Here is a 22,740-nt window from a genome sequence, read left to right on the forward strand (position 1 = left end):
AGACCTAAACCCTATACTATCATAAGTCTAGTTACTTGGTTACAGCATATTTTCAAATTCATTTTTCATTTTACCCGATTGTCAAAACTGCTTCTGCAATAAAGACAGTTATGCTTCCTAATAGAGCCACGGTTATAAGGCTCTTTCTATGATAGCCCAGGAAAATGCACACTATGAATCCAGCCGTTGCAGAAAGCTTACTGGAGGTTGAGTAAATAATAGCTGGGAATGTCATGGCTGCTAAGGTAACGTAAGGCACATAATGCAAAAATGATTTGATATATGTATTGCTTATTTCCTTTTTAATTAGCGTAAGAGGCAGTACGCGGATAAGATAGGTCACAACGGCCATAATAATCATATATATGTAGATGCTATTTTGTTTCATACTATTGTTCCTCCACGATTGGATGTTTCCAAGCAGCAAATCCAGACACGATTAGTGTTACTAGGATAATTCTAAAGCCAGAAGAAATATGGTTAAGTATCGGTAGAATGGAAACGAGAAAACTTAGTAGCATAGCGACAACTACTAGTTTCAAGATTACTGGATTATCTCTAGCTGGCGGAACAATAATTGCAATAAACATGCCATACAAGGCAATGCCCAAGGCCATGACTATGCTTTGAGGCAAAATGTTACCAAAAAATGCTCCTACAAAAGTCCCCATAGTCCAACCCAATACACCGATTACAATGAGGCCATAGGTATAGGATGGAGTTAGTTTTCCCTTACGCAATGCACATAGAGCAAACACTTCATCACTAATTCCGAAACCCATTATGAATCGATGGTAAGGAGGTGTTTCTTTGCTAATCTTTTGCGAAAGGTTCGCGGTCATAAGACAGTAGCGTAAATTTACAATCAACTGCGTTAAGGCCATTTCAAGGTATGTTCCCGCGCCCACAATCACTGTAAGCCCGGCAAACTGCCCAGCACTCGTGAAGTTGGTGAAGGATATCAAGGTAGCTTGTGCTACACTTAGTCCATTTTTTACTGCCATAATTCCAAAAGCCATGGATACCGCTAAGTATCCTATGAATACTGGAATTCCATCTCTCAATCCTGTTGCAAAGTCTCTGCTGTTCATAGTTAACGTATGCACCTATCTTTTTAAAAGATAGATCGCTTTTCCTTTCATATTTATCCTATAGTCTCTAAGAATTATAAACTAAAATGGCAACGAAAAGGAATCAAAATAACTTTTGATTTATTCATTCTTCTTTATTTCAGTTTTCTAACAACCATCTGGTGAATCACTATGTTTTAAGATTAAATGCCTAAAAATACAACAGCTACCCAAGTGGGTAGCCATCTTCTTATCTATTTTCTTTAAATCGTAAATAACACTCTGGACATAACGGTTCATATTCTACCTTATTGTCACCATCGATTGCTACCTGTTTGCCTTCAAATACAAATTTCCCGTTTATCTTTCTTCCATTGATTAGTGCTTTTTTGCCACAAGCACAGATGGTCTTTAGTTCCTCAATAGAATGTGCAATAAGCAATAAACGTGCACTGCCTGGAAATCCATTCATCAGAAAATCAGTCCTGAGTCCATAGCAAATCACTGGAATCCCTTGTTTTACGGCAACCATGAATAGTTGATCTATCTGCTCAGGATTAAAGAATTGGGCTTCATCTACTAGCACGCAATGAAGTTCTGCTTCTTTTCTGTCTTTTTCCACAATTTCGTAAATATTTTCTTCTTTAGAAACTAGATAGTCCACTTCTTTTTGAATGCCCAATCTTGATTCAATTTTCATACCGGCTTTGGAGTCTACCTGCGGTTTTAATATGATTGGCCGCATACCTCTTTCAAGATAGTTATGCGCCACTTGCATTAAGGCTGTTGTCTTTCCACAGTTCATCGCTCCATAGCGAAAATAGAGTTTTGCCATAGTTCTCCCTACTTAAACTTTAAACTGATATCCATTGCCACTACGGAATGGGTTAAAGCACCCACTGATATAATGTCGATGCCTATGCTTGCAATCTCTGCTACACGTTCTAAGGTCACATTGCCGGAAGCTTCTAGAATAGGCCCATCTTCGTTTTGGTTCACAATTTCTTGCATTGCCTCTGTGCTCATATTATCTAGCATAATTATATCGGCCCCATTATCTTTAGCGATTTGATACTCCTCCATATTTGATACTTCAACCTCGATCTTCATGGTATGGGGAATATAGGCTCGCACTTTATTTATGGCTTCTTTGATACCACCTGCTGCAGCGATATGGTTATCTTTAATCATGGCTGCATCAGATAGATTATAGCGGTGATTATAACAACCGCCTAGGCGGACAGCTTCCTTGTCTAGTTCTCTAAAACCAGGGATTGTCTTACGAGTGTCTACTACTTTTGTACTAGTTCCCATCAATGCATTTGCATACTTACGACTCATGCTTGCGATTCCAGACATACGCTGCATGATGTTTAGGGCAAGTCGTTCCCCTTTTAGAATGGCACTCGTCAAGCCTTCTACCGTACCAATGATTTCTCCCTTTTCTAGATAATCTCCATCGCTTGCAGACCACTTGCAGACAGTCTGCTCATCTAGAAGTTCAAAAACACGTTTTGCATATTCAAGGCCTGCAACTACGCCAGACTCTTTGGCAATAAAATAACCTTTGGAGTAATCATTGTCTGAAAATATTGAATCTGTGGTCACATCACCCATGGGCATATCTTCTTCAAGCCATAGAGATAGTATCCGATCCCATTTAAAGTTATTCATTTGTTTCCTCCACGAAATGTGTTCCTACGCTCTCATGTCGTTCAATGGCTGCTTCGAGAATGCATTCACTGACAATAATCATGTTTTGCATTTCCATTGAGGCCCGGTTTTTACCCCTATATTTTTCCCAAACTTTGCGGATTTCTGCTACCTTTTCAAGACCCAAACGCATACCTTTTGTCGTACGAACGATTCCTGCTTCCTGCGTCATGGTTTCTTGCAACTGTCTTTTTTCTTCTGCATAATCGTATTTGGCTTCAAGGTTTATTTCCTTCCAGTCAAGCGGTGAAAGTTTAGAATCCACTTCGATGCTGTCTTGGATATCTTTGGCAGCCCTCTTCGCAAAGACTACTGCTTCTAGAAGTGAGTTGCTTGCCAGTCTATTGGCCCCATGTAGGCCAGTGCAGGAGGATTCACCGCAGGCATATAAATGTTCAATCGAGGTTCTTCCAAATAGATCCGTTTTGATACCACCAATACAGTAATGCTGGGCTGGAGATACGGGAATCATGTCTGTGCGCATATCTTGGCCGTATTCCATACATCTTTCAAAGATATTGGGAAATCTTTTTAGTAGATGCTCCGTCGCAATGCAAGTAGCATCCAAATAAACATAGGGCAGTTTTTGGTGCTTTAGTTCCTCATAGATTGCTCTAGAGACGATATCCCTAGGGGCAAGTTCTGCTCTTTTATCCAGAGGTGGCATAAAGCGTATGCCCTTTTCATTTCTTAGTAGTGCACCTTCACCACGTACTGCTTCGGAAATCAGGAACCGTCTTTTTTCGTCTGAGTAGTACACCGTAGGATGGAATTGAATAAATTCCATATCTTTGATGGTTGCTCCAGCTCGTTTGGCCATGGCGATACCATCGCCAGTGGCTCCGTCAGCATTGGTTGTAATGCCGTAAATGCCGCCTACACCACCAGTGGCAATCATTAGTCTTTGGCACCGAATTTCAGCTTCGCCATCAGCGCCCAAAACTCGAATGCCCTTGCAGACACCGTCTTCAAGCACGAGATCCTCGCAAAAGGCTCTCAGCAATTCAAGGTTTTTTCTTTTTTTCACTTCAACTAGTAATGCTTTAACCAAGCCTCTGCCAGTAGCATCGCCGTCAATATGTAAAATCCGAAAGCGACTATGGCCGCCTTCTTTAGTAAGGGCAATTTCTCCTGATTCTCGGTCAAAAGTAACTCCTAGCTCATGAAGCTCATCTATATTTTTTTCCGCTTCATTTATAACCGTTTCGACTGCTTCAATCTCATTGATACCAGCGCCAGCCTTCATGGTATCCTGGATATGGTATTTGGTCTTATCTTGTTTTCCAATGGCAGCAGCTATGCCTCCTTGGGCTAGATAGGAGTTTGAAATATCCAATCTCTCTTTGACCAAAACCAAAACCTTTAGGTTTTTAGGTAGCTCGAGTGCAGCGTATAGACCGGCTACGCCGGCTCCCACGATGACTACATCGTAATTGTTTTTATTCATTGTCCTCGCCTTATGAAAACTGTAGCATTCTTTCCAATGCTACAGACGCTTTTGCACGAAGCTCTTCCTCAACCGTAATTTCGGGCTCCAATGTCAACATCGACTGGTAGAGGTCTTCCAGTTTGATTCTCTTCATATTTTCGCAGACCAATTCATTGGACAGTAAAATGAATTCCTTTTCGGGACTTTCTTTTCTAAGACGGTACAAGGTACCTTCTTCTGTCGCAATGATTAATCTTTTTTCATCCGATTCCTTGGCTTCGCTCAAAATTTGTGAAGTACTTCCAATGAAATCCACCAAATCGAGTACTTGTCTTTGGCATTCAGGATGAGCCAATATGCGTACGCCAGGATAGTCTTTTCTGGCTTGTTCTACATCCTCTATAGACAAGCGATGGTGGGTGGGACAAAAGCCTGAAACAAAATAGAAACTTTTTTCAGGTACTTGTTGAGCAATGTATGCTCCCAAATTTTTATCTGGTACAAAAATTACTTCTTGTTCCGGAATGTTGCGGCACAAGTTGACTGCATTCGCAGATGTACAGCAATAATCTGATACAGCCTTAACTTCAGTCGTTGAATTTACATAACTAACTACAGCAGCACCTGGATGCTTTTTTCTCATCTCGTGGATTTCTTCTTCATTGACCATGGCGGCCATGAAGCATAAAGCGTCCATTCTAGGCAAAACAACACGTTTATTGGGTGACAAAATCTTGGCTGTTTCAGCCATGAATTTAACACCACAGAACATAATCACGCTCTCTTTTGCTTCTTTAGCCAAGCGGCTAAGTCCCAAAGAGTCCCCTGTATAGTCAGCTACAGCTTGTATTTCATCTGGCTGGTAAAGGTGAGCCATTATTATTACATTCTTTTCTTGTTTCAACCGTCTGATTTCATTCATCATGGTTGTTGTATCCATCACTAACTCCTTGTATTAAAATTGACGTTATACCCATTATAACCTATATCTCTCCTAATATTGACTCATTTTTTTCATTCAACAGAAGAATCTTAGGTTCATATTCCTTGAGCTCTTTTTCACTAATTAATCCATAGGATATGATTATAATCCTGTCCCCGGGTGTTACTAGTCGAGCTGCTGCTCCATTAATGCAAATAGTACGGCTACCCCTTTTTCCTGTAATTGCATAGGTTTCAAATCTCTTGCCATTATTTATATCTACGACTTGTACCTTTTGGTTTTCTAGAATATTGCTTTTTTCCATCATATCCGGGTCTAGGGTGATACTTCCCATATAATGGATATTCGCTTCTGTGATAACCCCTCTATGGATTTTGCCAATCATCATTTCTCTAAGCATGGTCTTCTACCTCCACTTGAATATTGTCAATAAGTCTAGTCTTGCCGACCTGGGCAGCCATGGCAATGGTAATGGTTCCTTGAAAGCCTTCTAGTTGTTCGATTCTTTCTAAATTATCTGCATTGACCCATTCTAGGTACTCTAAAGCAAAGTTATCCTTGCTGTTTTTCATCAGAAAATTCATGGCCGCATCCCGCACTTCTAGCAAAGATAGTGCTTGGTTTTGCATCATCTTACTTATAAGTTTTAACGTTTTTGAAAGTAACAAGCCTTGGTTTCTTTCTTCCATACTTAGATACCGGTTTCTTGAGCTAAGGGCTAGACCGTCATGCTCTCTTATGATGGGGCACCCTACTATCTCCAGGTCCATGTTTAGGTCTTCGACCATTTTGCGGATTACTACTAATTGTTGGTAATCTTTGCGGCCAAAAAAAGCTGTATTGGGTTGGATTAGGTTGAAAAATTTGGCAACTACGGTAGTGACGCCCCGAAAATGTCCCGGTCTGCTTGCACCACACAGTTTATCCGTTAGATGCTCGACTTCAATATAGGTTCTGTAACCCTCCCCGTACATACTAGATTCGTCTGGTATAAAGACGGCATCGACTTGTTCTGCTTCTAGTGCTTTCAGGTCTTTTTCAGTATCTCGCGGATATAGTTCAAAGTCTTCATGGGGACCGAATTGGGTTGGATTTACAAAAATTGACACTACTACTAGATCTGCCCTTTTTTTTGCATTTCGTATCAAGGAGAGATGTCCTTCATGCAATGCGCCCATGGTGGGTACAAAGCCAATGGTCTTTCCTTCTTTTTTGCTACTTCTGCTCCATTTCTTTATCTCTTCATTGGCATATATTATTTTCATTTTTTCACATCCTCTACATACCTAGCAAAGGCAGTTATCATCTGTTGTCCTAGTTGGGCATATTGGTTAGCAAAGCTGGGCACATAGTCAATGCTTAGTCCCAATAGGTCGTTGGAAACTAGAATCTGTCCGTCCAATCCCCTTCCCGACCCAATTCCAATGACGGGAATACTGAGTTGGTCTCGAATCCTAGTGGCAGTTTTTTCGTCTACGCATTCTAGGACTAGGCAAAAAACGCCTAGTCCTTGCAGAAGTTTGGCTTCTTCTAGGATCCATTCTTTTTGCTTTTCTGTCCTATTTTTGTATAGGTAGCCACCCATGGTATGAATTTGTTGGGGTAAAAGTCCCAAATGTCCCATAACGGGTATGCCAGCCTTAAGTAGGGCCTTAATAATTTTCTTTTGTTGACTACCACCTTCAATTTTTACGGCTGAGGCGCCTGCTTGGATGAATTTTCCGGCAATTTCTACTGCCTTCTTTTTGCCCCTGTTACAGCTAAGGAAGGGCATATCGGCAACTACTAATGCTTTTGTCTTAGAAGAGCAAACAGCTTTTAGGTGATGTAAGATGTGTTTGGGTTTTACACTGGTGGTGTTTTGGAAGCCTAGATGTGTCATGCCTACTGAGTCTCCAACTAGTAGGCCGTCTATCCCTGCTTCATCTGCATATCTTGCCGTGAAGCTGTCGTAGGCGGTAACGAAGCTTATCTTGGTTACGTCTTTCATTTCTCGAATTGTTTTTACTGTATTCATGGTTCCTCCCAATAAAAAAGCCCTTAGATAGACTAAGGGTAGGGTTGTACCATTTAGTCTGTCTCTGTCGCTTAGGATCAAAGCAGGTTCTTAAATTAATCGATTTGTCTCCAACTTAATTGTTTTCCGGTCAGTGCTAGTACTTCGTCTGGTTCTACCATGACTGGATTGCCGACTCTTTTAAGGAGTTCAACATCCGTAATGCTGTCGCCATAAGCACATGCCTGTGACCAATCTTGTTCGTTTAGATTGAAATATTTTTCAATTACTTGGACTTTTTGTCTTCCCTCTACTATGGCTAGTCCTGAATCTGCTCGGTATACATTATTGACAAAAGAAATCTTTGAACCAATAACATGGTCAATCTCTATATCATATGTGCACGATTTAAGTAGGTGTTCGTATGCTCCAGATAGAAGCACCGTGGTGAATCCATCTTTTCTTAATCTTCCTATTTCATCTAGCATGGAACTTCTAAGTAGTTTTCGTACTTCTTTTCCAGCTCGCACCAAGAAGCTTTCTACCTCTTCTCCATTCATGCCATCGAAGATTCTATTGAATGCTTTTAAAGCGTGTGTTCTAAAGCCTTCTTTTATTTTCCTATTTCCAAACGATAGCTTATATACTCCATAATATGGCATTATCTGGGCCATGACTAAATAATATTTCACCTTGCTCTGCCCATCTTTCAACCAGAATTCCATCAAAAAAGGTAGGGTGTCTCTTGGAAACAGTGTCCCGTCAAAGTCTATAATAGCTAATTTCATGAATGTTATCCTCACCCCATCTCTTATTATTACATGATAAGAGGCTACGAGGTTATTGTCAAACATCTTGTTAGGTACCTAGTTTTACCATTCCTTCTATATTGTGTGTTAGTTGAGATGCGGTTCGCCGTATCATTCATAACGGTAAAAATCATGCTCATATACTATATGGTAACTAGATAAAAGCACACAGGATATTGACTTGAATCCATTTTGTTGTTTCAATTCAATATTTCCCATTTATATTATGAATCCATATAATATCACTAGCATTGGGTGTTATAACTCCAGAATAGCAGGACCGTGCTGACAAATCTGAACGCACCGAGACGCGTAAGAAGTATCGCGCGGGATACCGTCATCATGAGGATCATGGTCAGAGTACAGTTCTCAAGCAGTCTCTTACGCCTATCCTTCTTTTTGTTCTTGAACTCAAGTAGTGCAAACAATGGCTACCACTAGGAACTAGAAGAACAAATGCCAGGAAGACTTGGGCAATCAGGCTACCCAAGACCACATGCTTGACCTCATCCCTGCCCCTCAGCAATTTCTCACTTGCATCCTGACCAGAAGATGAATATCCTGTAGTGGTCTGAAAACTGAGATCAGCCAACTCGGCAGGACGATTTTCACATCCGATTCCGCAAGTTTCACATAGAAAAAACCAAACTGAAAGGGCAAGGCCATAAAGGTTAGCCCTTGAAAACCAGCATATCCCGCAGGATAAATACAAGACCCAGGGCAACAATATAGGCGGCCTTCATCCACCAGTTCCGGTCCATTAGACCCTGTTTTCGCATGGTATAGCCGAACAGCAGCAGTACCTGTTGGATGCGCCCAGTCCTAATTCAGAGCAACCAGAAAACCAGCAGGCCGCACAAAACAGACAATATCATTCTTCATCCTCCTCATATACCAATAGATCTCCAGGCTGACAGTCAAGCTCCTTGCAGAGCTTCTCCAACGTCTGGAGGCACACAGCTTTGGCCTTATTGTTCTTGAGTATGGAAAGATTAGCATTGGTAATACCACCTCCGCCGCCAGATCCTTCAATGATTTTTTTCCTGGCCATCATTACATCCAGGTTGATTACGATTTTACCCATATCCGCCTCCTAGATGGTCAGGTCGTTTTCCTGCTTATACTGGACCGCCCTATCAAAGAGCAAGGTCAGAACATCGACGCCATGAAAAAGGTGAAGACCACAATCATGATCATAATTGAATTAACCACGAACACTTTGGTCTGAAACAGAGCCGTTACCAGGAAGGTAAAAATGTCCATTCTAAGCAGCCGACGCACATTGTCCAGAATAAACACGTTCTCCATCAGGCAACTCTTAAAAATTTTCCTCAGTTCATTCAGTATCAGGAAAACCAAGATACCAACAATATAAAGGAAAATCAGGAAATACTTATACAATCCAGCACTATAGATAATGGGCATGTATCCAGACCCAATATCCACAGTGACAATGCCGCTTATAATCCAGGGCAAACCTGCTAGAACCACCAGGTTCATCAGTATCAGAAAGATGATTAGTGCATAGGTGATGGTAGAAACCGCCTTCAGTGAGATTCTTTCAATCATGGATGATTCACACGCAACACGGGTTGCGTCCCCTTTCGTTTTCTTGTCCTCATCCCACCATGTGTATTCCTCTATTTCGATAATTTATTATCGTTTAAGCATGTTTCTACCTGATATGCCCTCGTGTACCGCTGCATTGAACGCCGAACTAAACAAAAAATTGGAGGCCTCTTGCGAGACCTCCTAGGGTATATATTGCACGATAGTGCCAATCGCTATTTTCTGTTCTTATATTCATCCAATAGTTCAAGCACCTCATCCTGGTTTTTCATCTGTAGTGCCTTCTTGGCCAATGCTTTGGCATTCTCGTACTTCTGTTCAGATACGAAATGTCTTGCCTTCAACACACCAGACGCGCTCATACTGAACTCATCCAAGCCTAGTCCCAACAGGAGCGGAATAGACCTAACATCGCCAGCCATCTCGCCACACATGCCAACCCATTTCCCTTCCTTATGAGCCGCTTCAATAACCATGGAGATGAGTCTTAGGATCGATGGATTACACGTTTGGTACAAGTATGAAACTTTCTCATTCATCCTGTCCGACGCAAAGGTATATTGAATCAAATCGTTGGAACCGATTGAGAAGAAGTCTACCTCAGGAGCAAATGCATCAGCTAGTATTGCCGCTGAAGGAATCTCTACCATGATTCCAGTCTTGTAAGTACTACTTACTTCCTTACCCTCCTCGACGAGTTCCTGCTCCACTTCCTGAAGAAGTCTTTTGGCCTCCCTGAATTCATCGACCGTAGCTACCATAGGAAACATGATATGCAGATTTCCAAACACGCTAGCACGGAGGAGTGCACGTAGCTGGGTCCGGAAGATATCCGGCATACTCATGCACAGCCGTAGTGCCCGAACACCTAGAAATGGATTCAATTCCTCATCCATTTTGAGATAATCCAGGTTCTTGTCACCGCCGATATCCAGTGTACGTATTACGACAGGCTTATTTCCCATCGATTCCAACACCATTCTGTAGGATTTTAGCTGCTCTTCCTCATTGGGCCAGTCACTTCTGCCCATGAACAAAAATTCAGTTCGGTACAGTCCGATTCCCTCAGCACCGTGATCAAGCACCCTTTGAATATCTGCCGCCTTGCCAATGTTTGCGCTGATTTCAACCTGCTTATTATCCTTGGTCAGACTTTCCTTATCCTTGAAGGTCTCCCAAATGGCTTTATTGCGCTCATGCTCTTCCGCAATAGCCTCGTATTCCTTGATTTCTTCTTCTGTCGGATTAGCAACCACTCTACCGGACAGGCCGTCAAGAACAACCATATCTCCATCGTTTAAAGTTTCGAAGGCTACCTTAGTACCCACGACAGCAGGTATTTCCAGAATTCTTGCCATGATTGCCGTATGGCTCGTTCTTCCTCCAATATCTGTAATGAATCCCTTGACTAAACCTTTTTCCAGTTCAGCCGTATCCGATGGAGTAAGGTCTCTTGCGACCAATACCACTTCTTCTTCAAGAGAACTGAGACTGACCATCTCCTTGCCTTGGATATACATCAGGACACGTTTAGATACATCCTTCACATCCAGCGCTCTCTCCCGGAAATACTCATCTTCCATGGCCTCAAACATATCAACAAAGCTATCACTTATGGCCTGGAATGCAAAGTCCGCATTGATGTGCTCATTCTCTATTCTACAAATGGTCCCATCCCTAAGTTCCGGATCCTTTAAGATTTCAATATGCGCTCCAAATATGGCCGCAGTATCTGCATCCGCATTCTTCTCAGTTTTAACTCGGAGCTTTTCCACGTCTGCGACACTTTTCCTAAGAGCCTCATCCAGTTTCTCTATTTCTTTTTTGACATCGGAAATGGTTTCCTTATTGATTACCAGTTCAGCCTGGTTATGCTTAAAAACCTTTCCAATTACGATTCCATCACTAACGCCGATCCCTCGTATCATATACGTTCACTCCAATCGAATCCAAACAGGGGCAAATTGCTCCCAGACACACTAGCGCAACTTATAGCGCCGCTCCAAGTGCAATGCACCCATAGTTACAGCGATTCAGCTAAATGACGTTGCGAATATAGTTTAAAAGAGTTTCCATGGATTCTTTTTCATTTTCTCCATCTGTGATGATATTGATTACCGTACCTTTGGTAATGGCCAGCGTCAAAATACCCAAAATGCTTTTGGCACTCACTCTTTTCTCATCCTTCTCAACAAATACTTCGCATGCCTGCTCAGAAGCAAGCTTTACGAATTCAGCTGCCGGTCTAGCATGCAAGCCGGTTTCATTCTCAACCTTGATACTCATTATTTCCATGACAATCCTCCGATTTACTTATGATTAACAACTTGCGCTTCGTACTTATCTCACTACAACCTTTTCGATCATTTCGTCATACTCTTCCTTGCTGAAAATATCTGTTCCCTTTTGCATTACAGCAAGGCTACCGCAAGCAACCGCAATCCTAAAGGCTTCCATATTGTTTTTTCCTATGCTCTTACCGGTCAGATATCCACCTAAAAACGAATCCCCTGCTCCAACCGTATTGACCACATTTACGTTGATTGGATCACTGTGGTAGATGACTTTTTCCGTGATAAATACTGCCCCTTCACCACCCAGGGTCAGCAGAACTGTACTCAGTCTGTTGCCTCTTATCAATTCAGCGCAAAACTCCACACATTCCTCATTGTCGGCAAAACGCACATCATACGCCTGCTCCAGTTCTTCCTTATTGGGCTTAATGATGTCCGCACCTGCAGATATACCATCCTTCAGCTTAGCGCCAGACGTATCCAGTACGACTGTGGTCTTGTCCTTTACAAGCCTAATGATGTCAGCATACCAAGTGTCATCAGCTCCTCTGGGAAGACTGCCCCCCAGAACCATATAATCGCTTTCTCCCGCAAGCGTGACCAGCTTGTAGTTGACCCTGTCGATGTCTGCTTCATTTAGCAGGAGTCCCGGCTCATTCAAGTCTGTCGTTCGTTGATGCTTCGTTTCGTTTACTTTGACATTGGTTCTCGTCTTTCCTGCCGCTTGGTAAAAGGAATCTTCAATTCCTTTTTCTCGCAGGTAGGTCGTAAAGAGATCTGCATTGTCTCTTCCCAAGATACCCGTGGCTGTGGTTGCAACACCAAAGAAATTCAACACCTTGGATACGTTGATTCCCTTGCCGCCTACCGTTTCCACAACTTCCTTAATTCTATGCACTTCTCCCAGTACGACTTCATCCAAAAGGATCGATTTATCGATAGCCGGATTCAAAGTTACTGTAGTAATCATGGCTCACCTGCCAAAATTTTCCAGTACGAACTTCTCTGCTTCGAGAGACCATATCCTATTGCTTTTATCCAATATGCTCTCCAGTTCCTTGTATCTGGCATCTTCCGCAGCCAGGTCAGAAAAGTCCCTGATGTCGATAAGCGGCATCTCTATGTGAGGATAGATGAGCTTCTTGCCTCCCGGGATCTTCGGAAGATTGAGAACCGTCTCCGGCACGACTTCCAAGCCTCCCACATGGGTAATCATGACTGCCGGGTTAATAACATCCTTGGCCGTCAGATTTAGCGACTCCCTCATGTCATTGGTACTCCCCCCCGTGGTACCAATGACATGGGTGCCGATATAGTGGACATTGTAGAAATTGAATTCTGCCTTGAACTTGGAGTCCGTCGGGCCTGCAAAGAAATTGAGACAACCATCCTTGCCCAGAATATCGTCAGCCAGCGCGATGACACTTTTTACCGGTGCATACACGTAAGCGTCATCAAAACCAGTTCCCTCAGTCAAATCCATCAAGTATGCAACCGGATCGTCCAGTTCATTGGAGTTAATGTAAGCCAGTTCAACACCGTTCTTTGCCGCCTCTTCCACGGTCAGTACTTTCTTGGCCGTAGCCAGTCTTTCCTCATTGATATCCACTACCACGACCCGTCCGGGTCTTCTGTCACTGTGGATGATATAGTCTATGGCACCGAGTCCCATGGGGCCAGCCGCTGCCAACAGCGCCAGATTTCCGCCTTCCTTAATGCCCATCAGATGCTGATAGGTATAGGCTTCCATATGGTAGTTTGCATGGTACGCCCCAATGATGCAGGACATGGGTTCAGCCAGTGATGCATTGGAATATGATTCTCCATCGTATTTTAGCAAACATCCAAACTCAATAAATTCCCAGGGAATAATGCAGTATGTGGTATTGCCGCCACAGAATTCGTAAGAATAGCCTGGTGCATGAGGCGTGCCCTGGTAATAGAGTGCGGGTTGGATGGTAACCTTCTCGCCAACATCATATTTTTCTTTCCACATATCACCGATTTCCACAATCTCACCAGCAAATTCGTGGCCAGTAATGATTGGCTTCTCAGATATGGTTTCCGGAACCCTTTTATGGTCCTTACCTAGAATTGCCGCTTTGTATGTGGACATGCAGATACTGTTGGATACAACCTTGATCAGTATCTCCTTGTCAGAAATCTCAGGTAGCTCGAAATCCTCTACCCTGATATCATTTGCTCCATATAGTCTTGCTGCTCTTGCTTTCATTTCAATACCCCCACATTTGTAAACAGATTATAAATTTCCTCTGCATCCTCTATTGTAGCTATTTCCTTCGCTTTTTCTGCATCCTGGAAGATACCTGCTATGCTGCCCAATATGGTCATGTGTTCATCGCCCTTACCAGCGATACCAATTACGATATACGCTACATTTCCTTCACCGAAATCAACACCTTCCGGATACTGCAGAACCACGATTCCAGTTTCTTTGATGAAACCGGCTGCTTCGCCGATACCATGAGGAATCGCAAGATGGTTGCCTATATAGGTAGTAATCAGCTCTTCTCTTTCTGCCATGGCTGGAATGTAACCTTCTTCAACGTAGCCGCTATTCATTAGGAGCTCACCCGCTCTTTTTATGGCATCCCATTTGCCTTCAGAAGAAAGTCCAGTTATCACATTCTGGGTTAGCAACACTGAGTTCTCTTTTACTTCCTCTACTCCTGCCGATTCCACCTGGTCTTTTCCACTAAAGGCATTACCGATCTTTTTTAGTTTTCCTCCAAATATGCTAGCCATTTCAAATCTCCCTCTAAATTCTCTCCAACAGTCTTCTGTAAATCTCTGACAAAGTATCCTTCAGCTCTGTTTCTTCCCCATTCAAGATTGCATGAACCAATTCCTTAGACTGCACTAACTGCCTGCTGAATTCACTAACCACATCAATCTCAATGGCACTTGCTTCCTGCGGGGCAATCAGAACCACAACAGTTCTGACGTCTTTCCCCTGATGTGTAAGCGGTAGCTCTACACTCACCGTTCCACAATACAAGCCTGTTACTTCTTCAGCCTTGCAATGTAAGAAGGCTAGTTCGTGATCTTCCAGTATGATGCTGCCCAGTTCTTCCCGTCTCATCAGGCTTAAATACACGTTCTCTCTTTTTTCTTCCTCAAAATACCTTTCAATGTATTCCCGTAACACTCCTTCCACTGAAGCCTCTCTCGAGTAGTCTTTCGTAGCGTGTTCCAGGAAGTTTATGATTGCTTGACCGTACTCGGTCCTACGCTTTATGCTTTCAATCAGGTCCTCTTGTGATATGGCCTTGTCATCACTTTTTGCAATTCCCTTACTATCGCTCTCCAGATAATCCTCAATGGGAAGCGTAACAATTGCGTTCTTCAGTCGGTTGGCATCCTTTTCAGAAAGCATCGGTGATACTACAATCACCGGCAATTCTTTGTACTCCAGATCGACTGTCGATATGATCAGGTCTGCTCCGCTTACTTTAACCTTTTCCTCATTGATTTCGATTACTGAAAGAATGTCTACTACATCGATTTCCGGCACTTCCTTTTCCAAGCGAATAGCCAACATTTTCGATGTTCCTATTCCCGTTGTACAGGTCACGATGGCCCTGGGTCTTCTTCTCGTAAGCCCCCTGATTCTCTCAACTGCTGCACCAATGTGCATGCATATGTAGCCGGTTTCTTCCTCAGGGATTGGCTGCCCTAAATAGTCTTCCAGCGGTTTTTGTGACGTAAGTGCAAATTCGAAATAGGCCGGATACCTCTTCTTTATGTCCTCTAACAGTGGGTTTCTTATTTCCAAACCCATTTTCATCCTGGCCAGCATGGGTCTCAGATGGACAATCAGCCCATTGTACAGCTGTCCGTCTTCGTTCAGACTAAGTCCCGTCAATTCTTCTGCTTTGCCAATAATTGTATTGGTAATCCTTATGGCATCAATGTTCGGCAATTCGTTTTCGAAATTGTTACTCTCCACATCCTTCATCCGAGAACCCTTGATATGCATGGTGATGTATCCACCTTCATCCTCCGGCATATCCAGTCCGTATTCTTTTTCGATTTCCTTTAAGATAAGATCTGCTAATGTATATTCATCACTCTGTTTCAGTTCCTTAAATACATCCTCATTGATAGTAATTTTCTCATCATTTTTTACACGTTCAACAGCCAGTACCAGGTGAACGATGAGCCCCAGCTTAGAGCTGTCCGCTATGGGATAGTCATGTTCATCGATTACCTTGTTCACAATGGTTTCCAGGTCCATGAGCTTATCCGGACTGATCAGGTAGAGCAGTCTTTGGATGGCCTGGCTTTTAGCACTAATATTCTGCTTTCTTCCATATAGTTCTTTGCGGATGATGTTCAGGACCTGCTTTTTCGATAAGTGGTCATAAAAGACATTGAGGAGCAGCTGCCGTTTGGCTGTTTCGGATCCTACGAGCTTAATGCCTGACCCAGGTTTTCTTTGGATCGAAACATCCTGTTCCTTAAGTCGTTCCTCAAGTTTATGCAGGTCCTGACTGATGGTCGCATCAGATACATCCAGCAGGGAGGAATAGTAATACTGCTTCGATTCCTCCTCCGATTGAATCAGGTCCAGCAGCATTATATCCTGCCGTTCCTTTGAAGTGTATGCCTTGTACACCGTTACGTTACCAAGCTCACTGATCAGATCATTCTTTTCTTCCTGGTTCCCCTCAATCCGAATACCGTATCTACTCTTCTTAATGAGTTCCAAGTTTCTATCTGATAGCCACTCCTCGACTGTATCCATTTCTCTAAGGACTGTTCTGCCACTTACCCCGATTTGTTTCCCAATTTCCTCATATGTGACATAGTCAGCCTGTTGAGCCAGAAAAGCTATGATTTGTTTACTTCGTGAGCTTAGCAACATAAGGTACTCCCTCTACTAGTAGTTTCTTCTTACGTTAAATTTTATACCTTACAAGTTAATACGTTAAATATTTCAGGGCAAATGTGTAACTCAATACAGATTATTACTTTTTCAGGCGCTCCACCAATTCATCATATAATGGGGTTCCCATGAAGTTGTCAATAGAGATATGCTCTGCATTCTTGGCTGCTTCCCGAGCTCTTGCCGTCAGAACTTCCTGAGTGATTACAATATCTGCATCCTGCGGGATGTTTTCAATAGAAGTATTGATTACTTCAATATCCAAGCCGGCTGCCTTCACCTTGTTTCTAAGTATCGTAGCGCCCATCGCACTTGAACCCATACCTGCATCACAGGCTACAACGATTTTCTTTACAGAAGAGGTCTTAATTACGGAAGATTCCTTGCCCTTCATATCTACTGCGGTCTTCTTGGCATCGTCTAATTCCTCTTTATCGAAATCTGCTTTTCTTAGGAATAAGCCAGCTACCAAGAATGAAACAACGGTTGAAACAACAACACCTGCCAATACTGGGAACAATCCACCCTTGGGAGTCATAGCAATCAATGCGAAAATACTTCCTGGTGCCGGAGTCGCTACAAGGCCAGCGCCCAGCAGACTAAATGTTGCTACACCACTTGCTCCACCAGCGATAACAGCCAGAACCAGAATCGGCTTCATCAGTACGTATGGGAAATAGATTTCGTGGATACCACCAAGGAAGTGAATGATGATGGCACCAGGAGCACTGCTCTTGATCATGCCTTTGCTGAATACCCAGTAAGCGAGCAGGATACCTAGACCAGGACCAGGGTTGGTTTCCAACAAGAAGAATATTGACTTGCCTGCATCCGCAACCTCTACAACACCAAGTGGACCAAATATTCCGTGGTTCAGTGCGTTATTAAGGAATAGAACCTTGGCGGGTTCAACAATCAGGGATACGATTGGCAAGAGGCCTCTGGATACGATGCCTTCAACACCTGCATTTATTACTCCTGTTAATCTTAATACTGCAGGACCGAATGCTTTCAGGGACAGGATCGCCAGGATTACAGCAATGATGCCATGTCCAAAGTTATTAACCAGCATTTCAAATCCGGGCTTGATTTTTCCATGTACTGCTTCATCAAACTTCTTGGCACATAGTCCGCCGAGTGGTCCAACAATCATGGCGCCCATGAACATCGGAATACTCGCTGAAACGATAACACCCATGGTAGCAACGGCACCAACTACACCACCGCTTACTCCGCCAACTATCTTACCGCCGGTATAACCAATCAACAGCGGCAACAGATAGACGATCATCGGTCCAACCATTTCTGCTAATGATGCATTTGGCAGCCACCCAGTTTCAATAAATAAAGCCGTGATAAATCCCCAAGCGATAAATGCACCGATGTTCGGCATAACCATTCCGCTTAGCGCTCTTCCGAAGTTTTGAATCCTTTCGCTGCTGCTTCCCTTATTAGTATCAGTAGACATGATAACCTCCGAATAAAGTATTTAACCAAATACCATAACTGGCTATATCTAATTATGAGGCCGAGCAGGGTTACTTTTCAATTCAAACTAGTTGCAAGTATGTCCGATGTCAATAATGACATTTTAAAAAATGACAGGACAAAACATCTTGCATATAGTATCCTTTGCGTCAAAAACCCTTGAAATAACAAGTGGTGCTTTGTGCAATAATGCATGCTTTCTTTAACAAAAAGAGGAACTGTTCCCTATTACAGGGTTCACCGCACTATATCTAAACCAAAAAAAATTCGACTCCCTCAGCCATGAGAAAATCGAATTCATGTTATTCAGGGATCTTTACAAGACCACTTTAATTGTAAATATACCTTCTCCGTAGTCTGCACTGACTGTGCCACCGTGCTTCTGTACGATTCTTTTAACCACGGAAAGACCAATGCCAAACCCTGGAACCTGTGCTGACCTTGAAGAATCTAATCTATAGAAACCATCGAATATTCTTTGGCACTCATCCTTAGTCATTTCACTTGATTCATTACTAATAGTTAGAATCTTCTCCTTACCACTAAGCTTGAAAGCAACAATGATATCACTTCGTTCAGTACTATACTTTATTGCATTATCAACCAATGCATCCACCATCGTAACAAAGTCTTTTTGAATACCTTTATACATGATATTTTCTTCGATATCATATTTCAGTTCTCTATCATGTTCATAGGCAACAAGTTCTAATTGCAATAATGACCGTGAAATCGTCTTACTTATATCGAATTCTTGAAACGCTTCCTTTTCCCCTTGGTTTTCAAGTTTAGCAAGCACCAACAATTCATTGACAAGCTCTGACATTCGATTGACTTGTATATCAATTTCCTTTAAGTGTTCAGAATCCATTGGGTTATTTTTTAGTAATGTACTATTTATTTTTATAATGGATAACGGTGTTTTAAGTTCATGAGAAGCATCCGATATGAAGTCCCTTTGTTTTCTTACTGCCATCTCAAGTGGCTTAGTAATGAATTTAGAAAAATAATAAGAAAGAAGTACAATTATAAGTGTACCAATCAGTGCAATCCGAATAGATTTCTCCCGTAACGTCTTTAACATGATATTGTCTGTTTGCGTATTCACAAAAGCAATGACACTACCGCCTTGATATTTTTTGACAAGATACCGGTACTCTGCAATTTCACCACGTTTGACGTTTTGCAACTTCACTTGTTCTCTATACGTTTCAATCATTTCTTTTGATACTGCCTCTTGACCAAAAATTACATCTTCAATTCTATCCTGCTCATCAACTATAACAATTAAGTACTCATAAGCATTCGTCACTTTTAAGGGAATATCCGTATTGTAAGTCATAACCAGGATATCCAAGGTTTCATTAATATTTCTATCTCTCGTTTGATCCATCGTGACATTCAAATTGATAAGAAGTGCTGCCAACAAACTCATTAGGGATAACACGATAACAATCGCAAACTTGATTCTAGTTTTTTTAATCACGACAATCACCTACAGAATAACCAATATTTCTGTGCACTTTTATTTTCACTTCTGAGCCAATGGATTTCAGTTTTTTTCTAATAAAGGAAATATATACCTCTACTTGGTTATATTCACCATTGTAATCATAACCACATATGTTTTCCCTAATTCTTTCCTTAGAAATAATCTGGTTCTTATTTTGAATAAACATTTCCATAATTAGAAATTCTTTTGCATTCACCCTGATTGATTCTTCACCAACTGAAAAAGTATGATGGTCTCGATCTATCGTTAAATCCAAAAAGGTTTGTCTATCCGGAATATACACTCTTTTTCTTCTTGCCACTGCTTTAATCCTTACTAACAATTCCTCAGGTTCAAAAGGCTTTGTTAAATAATCATCTGCTCCAACCTTAAAACCTTTTAATTTATCACCTAATTCTGACTTTGCTGTAAGCATAATAACGGGCACAAAGTTCTCTTGACTCCTAAGTTTTCTTAAAACCTCATACCCATTCATTTTGGGCATCATCACATCTAATATAACCGCATCATACTCCACTTGTTCCAAGAAATATAATGCCTCTATTCCATCATGGACAACATCCGCTATATAACCACTTTGAACAACTAGCTTTTCTATCGCTTTCGCAAGGGCTAATTCATCTTCTACTATTAATATTTTCATACCTAGCCCTCCTTTTTTTTATTGTATCATAAGCTAATCATTTCTTACGCAACGAACGTAATTATAGACCATTCTAATATCGCCTTGCGGACCAAATGTTGATGGATAATCACTTTCATCTCCACTTTTAGGATCACTTCTTTGCGCTCCAGCTCCATGAACATCCATTAAAGTATCATTCATCACACCTAGGGCCTCACCAAAAGCAAAATATACCCCGTATGAATATGGATTTACACCATCAAGATGTGACGTTGAAGTCCAAAAATAAGGATAATTGGTATTGCCGTTTATATCCAAAATCGAACTTGTATTAAACAATTCATCAATGGCTGCTGAATCTGTTGTTTGTAAACTACGGGTATAATCTACAATACTTTGAAGTTCTTTCGCATTCGGTAATCTCCAATCATCGTAACCTGCATAATCCAGGTTTTCTGCGTAATCTAGAGCTGCTCCCCAGTCCATACCATAGCCACTATCATTTTGCTGCCAGGTAAGACCCGTTGCCAAGTCTGTAATCGTGCCATCTCCATTGTCAACAAAGTTGTTTTCACCATAAGCTGTATTGCCTCTGACAAGTCTAAAATACATAGCGTTATCCGTACTAGTTCTTTTTATATATGTAGGATATCCTTTAATTCTTCCATCAACAAAATTAACACCAAAAATTGTTTCATCTCCTCGCATGGTCGTTCCAACATACTTTGTACTTGACCAGGTTTGAGCGTCTATTTCTCGTTCACCACTCGATGTATCACCTAACGGTTGATTAAAATAATCCGTATCAATAAACAAATTCTCCGTCGCTTTTTCCCCCATAACACGTCCGTCAAATTGAATTAAAGAATAGAGTTCTTTAATTGTAGGAATCCTCCAATCGTCATAGCCACCCAAATTACTATTATTGGCAAATACAACGGCTTCATCGTATGACATTTTCTCACCCATGTCCTGCGCCCACATAAGACCGGTTATCTTATCAGAAATAGTGCCATCTTTGTTATCTGTATAAGCTGGCGTATTACCGGTATAACTTGCATCTTGTCCATAAAATTCTTCTCCAATAGAAGGCGATTCTATTTTATTTTGATCACTATAAAACTCTACTTGATTTGTATCCACGATATTATATGAATTCGTTACCATGCTGATATCTTTTGGCGTATCTTCAGTAATGTTAATTGTTTCCTCCGCTTCTATCCCTATTTCTAGCATATCCCGTGCATAGATTACTTCACCATCAAACGTTTCCTTAATTTTATTAATGCTTCTACTAATCCGGTCTTGGTCTGTTGAATTATAATGTGTAACAACTAAGGTTGATACATTAGACTTAACTGCTATCTCGACCATTTCATCAAACGTCAAGTGTGCTTCCACATCGAAATTACCGCCGTACTCATAGAAGGGTTCCATGTTATTTCTAGCTGTAGTGTTATCTTTTTCTGTATACAGAGCACCATCAATCACTAGAATATCTGCATCTTTTGCAAACTCAATTAAATTTTCATCATATGAAACATCCCCACTAACTACTATGGACTTATCGTCGGCTTCAAACCTATAGGCTAGGTTGTACATGGTATGCGTCATTTCTGCCGCTTCTATATCCAGACCATCGATTACAAAATGTCCTGCATCTATTACTTCACTAGTATTCGCATAGTTAAGGATGACATCCTTGTACGATTCGTCTATTTCTTTAATGTTCGACTTACGATACAGCAAATCGTCTAAATAGACATCGCTTAAAAAGCTAACAAATTTCTCCGTTCTTGGCGGTCCAATAATATCAATGGGTGCATCATTCGATAAAAAGCTCTTACTATAAATATCAAAAAAATCCGTCGTATGATCAATGTGATGGTGTGTAAACAGTATCGCTCTTAAATCCTTAAAGCTAAAATCCGATGCTAATAAATTACGATTGCTGCCATCACCACAATCCACTAAATAGTATCCACCATTATACTGGATTAGTGTACTTGCACTCGCTTGAGAATCCGAGTATTTAGGTGTTCCAGTACCTACAGTAATAACACTAAAGCTTTCTTTACCTGCATCCAAGGTCGTTTCAATTTCCGATTTATCATTCGGTTTCATATCTTCCAAACTTGTCTTTGCATCTACAGTTATAACTTCGCTTACCTTTTGCTCTACTTCATTTGTTTTGCATCCGGAAATAAGAAGCATTCCGATTAGCAGTATTACGATTGCTTTTTTCATTCTATTCTCCCCATATTTTTCTTTTGCCACCTTACATATTCCCTATTCTACAGGTGAAGATTGAACGAACCTTAAAAACAAAAAAAGAGAAGTTTCCTTCTCTTTTCATACATCATATAAGTTATATCGCAAAAT

22 protein-coding genes are annotated in these 22,740 nt (G+C 41.5%); all 22 read right to left on the reverse strand.

What is annotated here, in order from left to right; genetic code table 11:
- Positions 1-70: 70 nt before the first annotated feature.
- Positions 71-388 carry an AzlD domain-containing protein gene (locus JR334_03820; GenBank protein QRN86361.1) on the reverse strand — a complete coding sequence of 106 codons (318 nt, stop codon included), beginning with the start codon at positions 386-388 and terminating at the stop codon, positions 71-73.
- Between the two features lies 1 nt (position 389).
- Positions 390-1,091: an AzlC family ABC transporter permease gene (locus JR334_03825; GenBank protein QRN86362.1), complete on the reverse strand. Its 702-nt coding sequence runs from the start codon at positions 1,089-1,091 to the stop codon at positions 390-392.
- 229 nt (positions 1,092-1,320) lie between these two features.
- Positions 1,321-1,905 (reverse strand): thymidine kinase, encoded by a 585-nt coding sequence (locus JR334_03830; GenBank protein QRN86363.1) that lies wholly within the window; start codon positions 1,903-1,905, stop codon positions 1,321-1,323.
- Positions 1,906-1,913: 8 nt separating this feature from the next.
- Positions 1,914-2,744 (reverse strand): carboxylating nicotinate-nucleotide diphosphorylase, encoded by an 831-nt coding sequence (gene nadC, locus JR334_03835; protein ID QRN86364.1) that lies wholly within the window; start codon positions 2,742-2,744, stop codon positions 1,914-1,916.
- Positions 2,737-4,230: an L-aspartate oxidase gene (nadB, locus tag JR334_03840; protein QRN86365.1), complete on the reverse strand. Its 1,494-nt coding sequence runs from the start codon at positions 4,228-4,230 to the stop codon at positions 2,737-2,739. The genes nadC and nadB overlap by 8 nt, the downstream gene beginning before the upstream one ends.
- Before the next feature lie 10 nt (positions 4,231-4,240).
- Positions 4,241-5,152, reverse strand: a complete 912-nt coding sequence (gene nadA, locus JR334_03845) for a quinolinate synthase NadA (GenBank protein QRN86366.1) — start codon at positions 5,150-5,152, stop codon at positions 4,241-4,243.
- Between the two features lie 43 nt (positions 5,153-5,195).
- Complete coding sequence (locus tag JR334_03850) at positions 5,196-5,555, reverse strand: aspartate 1-decarboxylase (GenBank protein QRN86367.1); 360 nt, start codon at positions 5,553-5,555, stop codon at positions 5,196-5,198.
- Complete coding sequence (locus tag JR334_03855; protein ID QRN86368.1) at positions 5,548-6,420, reverse strand: pantoate--beta-alanine ligase; 873 nt, start codon at positions 6,418-6,420, stop codon at positions 5,548-5,550. Before JR334_03855 ends, JR334_03850 begins: the two co-directional genes overlap by 8 nt.
- Positions 6,417-7,172, reverse strand: coding sequence for a 3-methyl-2-oxobutanoate hydroxymethyltransferase (panB, locus tag JR334_03860; GenBank protein QRN86369.1), 756 nt, complete (start codon positions 7,170-7,172; stop codon positions 6,417-6,419). The genes JR334_03855 and panB overlap by 4 nt, the downstream gene beginning before the upstream one ends.
- Positions 7,173-7,267: 95 nt before the next feature.
- Positions 7,268-7,939: a haloacid dehalogenase-like hydrolase gene (locus tag JR334_03865; protein QRN86370.1), complete on the reverse strand. Its 672-nt coding sequence runs from the start codon at positions 7,937-7,939 to the stop codon at positions 7,268-7,270.
- Positions 7,940-8,831: 892 nt separating this feature from the next.
- Complete coding sequence (locus JR334_03870) at positions 8,832-9,044, reverse strand: helix-turn-helix domain-containing protein (protein QRN86371.1); 213 nt, start codon at positions 9,042-9,044, stop codon at positions 8,832-8,834.
- A gap of 65 nt (positions 9,045-9,109) precedes the next feature.
- Positions 9,110-9,529: a hypothetical protein gene (locus JR334_03875; GenBank protein QRN86372.1), complete on the reverse strand. Its 420-nt coding sequence runs from the start codon at positions 9,527-9,529 to the stop codon at positions 9,110-9,112.
- Positions 9,530-9,744: 215 nt separating this feature from the next.
- On the reverse strand, positions 9,745-11,457 hold the full coding sequence (ptsP, locus tag JR334_03880; GenBank protein ID QRN86373.1) for a phosphoenolpyruvate--protein phosphotransferase: 1,713 nt from the start codon (positions 11,455-11,457) through the stop codon (positions 9,745-9,747).
- 109 nt (positions 11,458-11,566) lie between these two features.
- Positions 11,567-11,824 (reverse strand): HPr family phosphocarrier protein, encoded by a 258-nt coding sequence (locus JR334_03885; protein QRN86374.1) that lies wholly within the window; start codon positions 11,822-11,824, stop codon positions 11,567-11,569.
- A gap of 45 nt (positions 11,825-11,869) precedes the next feature.
- Positions 11,870-12,793, reverse strand: coding sequence for a 1-phosphofructokinase (pfkB, locus tag JR334_03890; GenBank protein QRN86375.1), 924 nt, complete (start codon positions 12,791-12,793; stop codon positions 11,870-11,872).
- Between the two features lie 3 nt (positions 12,794-12,796).
- Positions 12,797-14,056, reverse strand: a complete 1,260-nt coding sequence (locus tag JR334_03895; protein QRN86376.1) for a zinc-binding dehydrogenase — start codon at positions 14,054-14,056, stop codon at positions 12,797-12,799.
- Positions 14,053-14,589: a PTS sugar transporter subunit IIA gene (locus JR334_03900; GenBank protein ID QRN86377.1), complete on the reverse strand. Its 537-nt coding sequence runs from the start codon at positions 14,587-14,589 to the stop codon at positions 14,053-14,055. The genes JR334_03895 and JR334_03900 overlap by 4 nt, the downstream gene beginning before the upstream one ends.
- A 13-nt stretch (positions 14,590-14,602) precedes the next feature.
- Positions 14,603-16,711, reverse strand: coding sequence for a BglG family transcription antiterminator (locus tag JR334_03905; GenBank protein QRN86378.1), 2,109 nt, complete (start codon positions 16,709-16,711; stop codon positions 14,603-14,605).
- A gap of 103 nt (positions 16,712-16,814) precedes the next feature.
- Positions 16,815-18,200, reverse strand: a complete 1,386-nt coding sequence (locus JR334_03910; protein QRN86379.1) for a PTS mannitol transporter subunit IICBA — start codon at positions 18,198-18,200, stop codon at positions 16,815-16,817.
- A 336-nt stretch (positions 18,201-18,536) separates the two neighbouring features.
- The gene (locus tag JR334_03915; GenBank protein ID QRN86380.1) at positions 18,537-19,706 is read right to left on the reverse strand and encodes a HAMP domain-containing histidine kinase; all 1,170 of its coding nucleotides are present in this window, start codon (positions 19,704-19,706) and stop codon (positions 18,537-18,539) included.
- Positions 19,699-20,376, reverse strand: a complete 678-nt coding sequence (locus JR334_03920; GenBank protein ID QRN86381.1) for a response regulator transcription factor — start codon at positions 20,374-20,376, stop codon at positions 19,699-19,701. Before JR334_03920 ends, JR334_03915 begins: the two co-directional genes overlap by 8 nt.
- Positions 20,377-20,409: 33 nt before the next feature.
- Positions 20,410-22,605, reverse strand: coding sequence for a DUF1566 domain-containing protein (locus JR334_03925; protein ID QRN86382.1), 2,196 nt, complete (start codon positions 22,603-22,605; stop codon positions 20,410-20,412).
- Positions 22,606-22,740 lie beyond the last annotated feature (135 nt).

It is taken from the genome of Clostridia bacterium, assembly GCA_016887505.1.
Lineage (GTDB): Bacteria > Bacillota > TC1 > TC1 > UBA5767 > UBA5767.

What these genes read in the sequence shown, in the direction of transcription:
- JR334_03850 (QRN86367.1), bottom strand. Translation starts at nt 5,555, where the DNA reads ATGCTTAGAGAAATGATGATTGGCAAAATCCATAGAGGGGTTATCACA.
- JR334_03875 (QRN86372.1), bottom strand. Translation starts at nt 9,529, where the DNA reads ATGATTGAAAGAATCTCACTGAAGGCGGTTTCTACCATCACCTATGCA.
- JR334_03830 (QRN86363.1), bottom strand. Translation starts at nt 1,905, where the DNA reads ATGGCAAAACTCTATTTTCGCTATGGAGCGATGAACTGTGGAAAGACA.
- JR334_03825 (QRN86362.1), bottom strand. Translation starts at nt 1,091, where the DNA reads ATGAACAGCAGAGACTTTGCAACAGGATTGAGAGATGGAATTCCAGTA.
- JR334_03855 (QRN86368.1), bottom strand. Translation starts at nt 6,420, where the DNA reads ATGAAAATAATATATGCCAATGAAGAGATAAAGAAATGGAGCAGAAGT.
- nadC (QRN86364.1), bottom strand. Translation starts at nt 2,744, where the DNA reads ATGAATAACTTTAAATGGGATCGGATACTATCTCTATGGCTTGAAGAA.
- JR334_03900 (QRN86377.1), bottom strand. Translation starts at nt 14,589, where the DNA reads ATGGCTAGCATATTTGGAGGAAAACTAAAAAAGATCGGTAATGCCTTT.
- JR334_03820 (QRN86361.1), bottom strand. Translation starts at nt 388, where the DNA reads ATGAAACAAAATAGCATCTACATATATATGATTATTATGGCCGTTGTG.
- pfkB (QRN86375.1), bottom strand. Translation starts at nt 12,793, where the DNA reads ATGATTACTACAGTAACTTTGAATCCGGCTATCGATAAATCGATCCTT.
- JR334_03895 (QRN86376.1), bottom strand. Translation starts at nt 14,056, where the DNA reads ATGAAAGCAAGAGCAGCAAGACTATATGGAGCAAATGATATCAGGGTA.
- ptsP (QRN86373.1), bottom strand. Translation starts at nt 11,457, where the DNA reads ATGATACGAGGGATCGGCGTTAGTGATGGAATCGTAATTGGAAAGGTT.
- JR334_03925 (QRN86382.1), bottom strand. Translation starts at nt 22,605, where the DNA reads ATGAAAAAAGCAATCGTAATACTGCTAATCGGAATGCTTCTTATTTCC.
- JR334_03865 (QRN86370.1), bottom strand. Translation starts at nt 7,939, where the DNA reads ATGAAATTAGCTATTATAGACTTTGACGGGACACTGTTTCCAAGAGAC.
- nadA (QRN86366.1), bottom strand. Translation starts at nt 5,152, where the DNA reads ATGGATACAACAACCATGATGAATGAAATCAGACGGTTGAAACAAGAA.
- JR334_03920 (QRN86381.1), bottom strand. Translation starts at nt 20,376, where the DNA reads ATGAAAATATTAATAGTAGAAGATGAATTAGCCCTTGCGAAAGCGATA.
- nadB (QRN86365.1), bottom strand. Translation starts at nt 4,230, where the DNA reads ATGAATAAAAACAATTACGATGTAGTCATCGTGGGAGCCGGCGTAGCC.
- JR334_03905 (QRN86378.1), bottom strand. Translation starts at nt 16,711, where the DNA reads ATGTTGCTAAGCTCACGAAGTAAACAAATCATAGCTTTTCTGGCTCAA.
- JR334_03885 (QRN86374.1), bottom strand. Translation starts at nt 11,824, where the DNA reads ATGGAAATAATGAGTATCAAGGTTGAGAATGAAACCGGCTTGCATGCT.
- panB (QRN86369.1), bottom strand. Translation starts at nt 7,172, where the DNA reads ATGAATACAGTAAAAACAATTCGAGAAATGAAAGACGTAACCAAGATA.
- JR334_03910 (QRN86379.1), bottom strand. Translation starts at nt 18,200, where the DNA reads ATGTCTACTGATACTAATAAGGGAAGCAGCAGCGAAAGGATTCAAAAC.
- JR334_03870 (QRN86371.1), bottom strand. Translation starts at nt 9,044, where the DNA reads ATGGGTAAAATCGTAATCAACCTGGATGTAATGATGGCCAGGAAAAAA.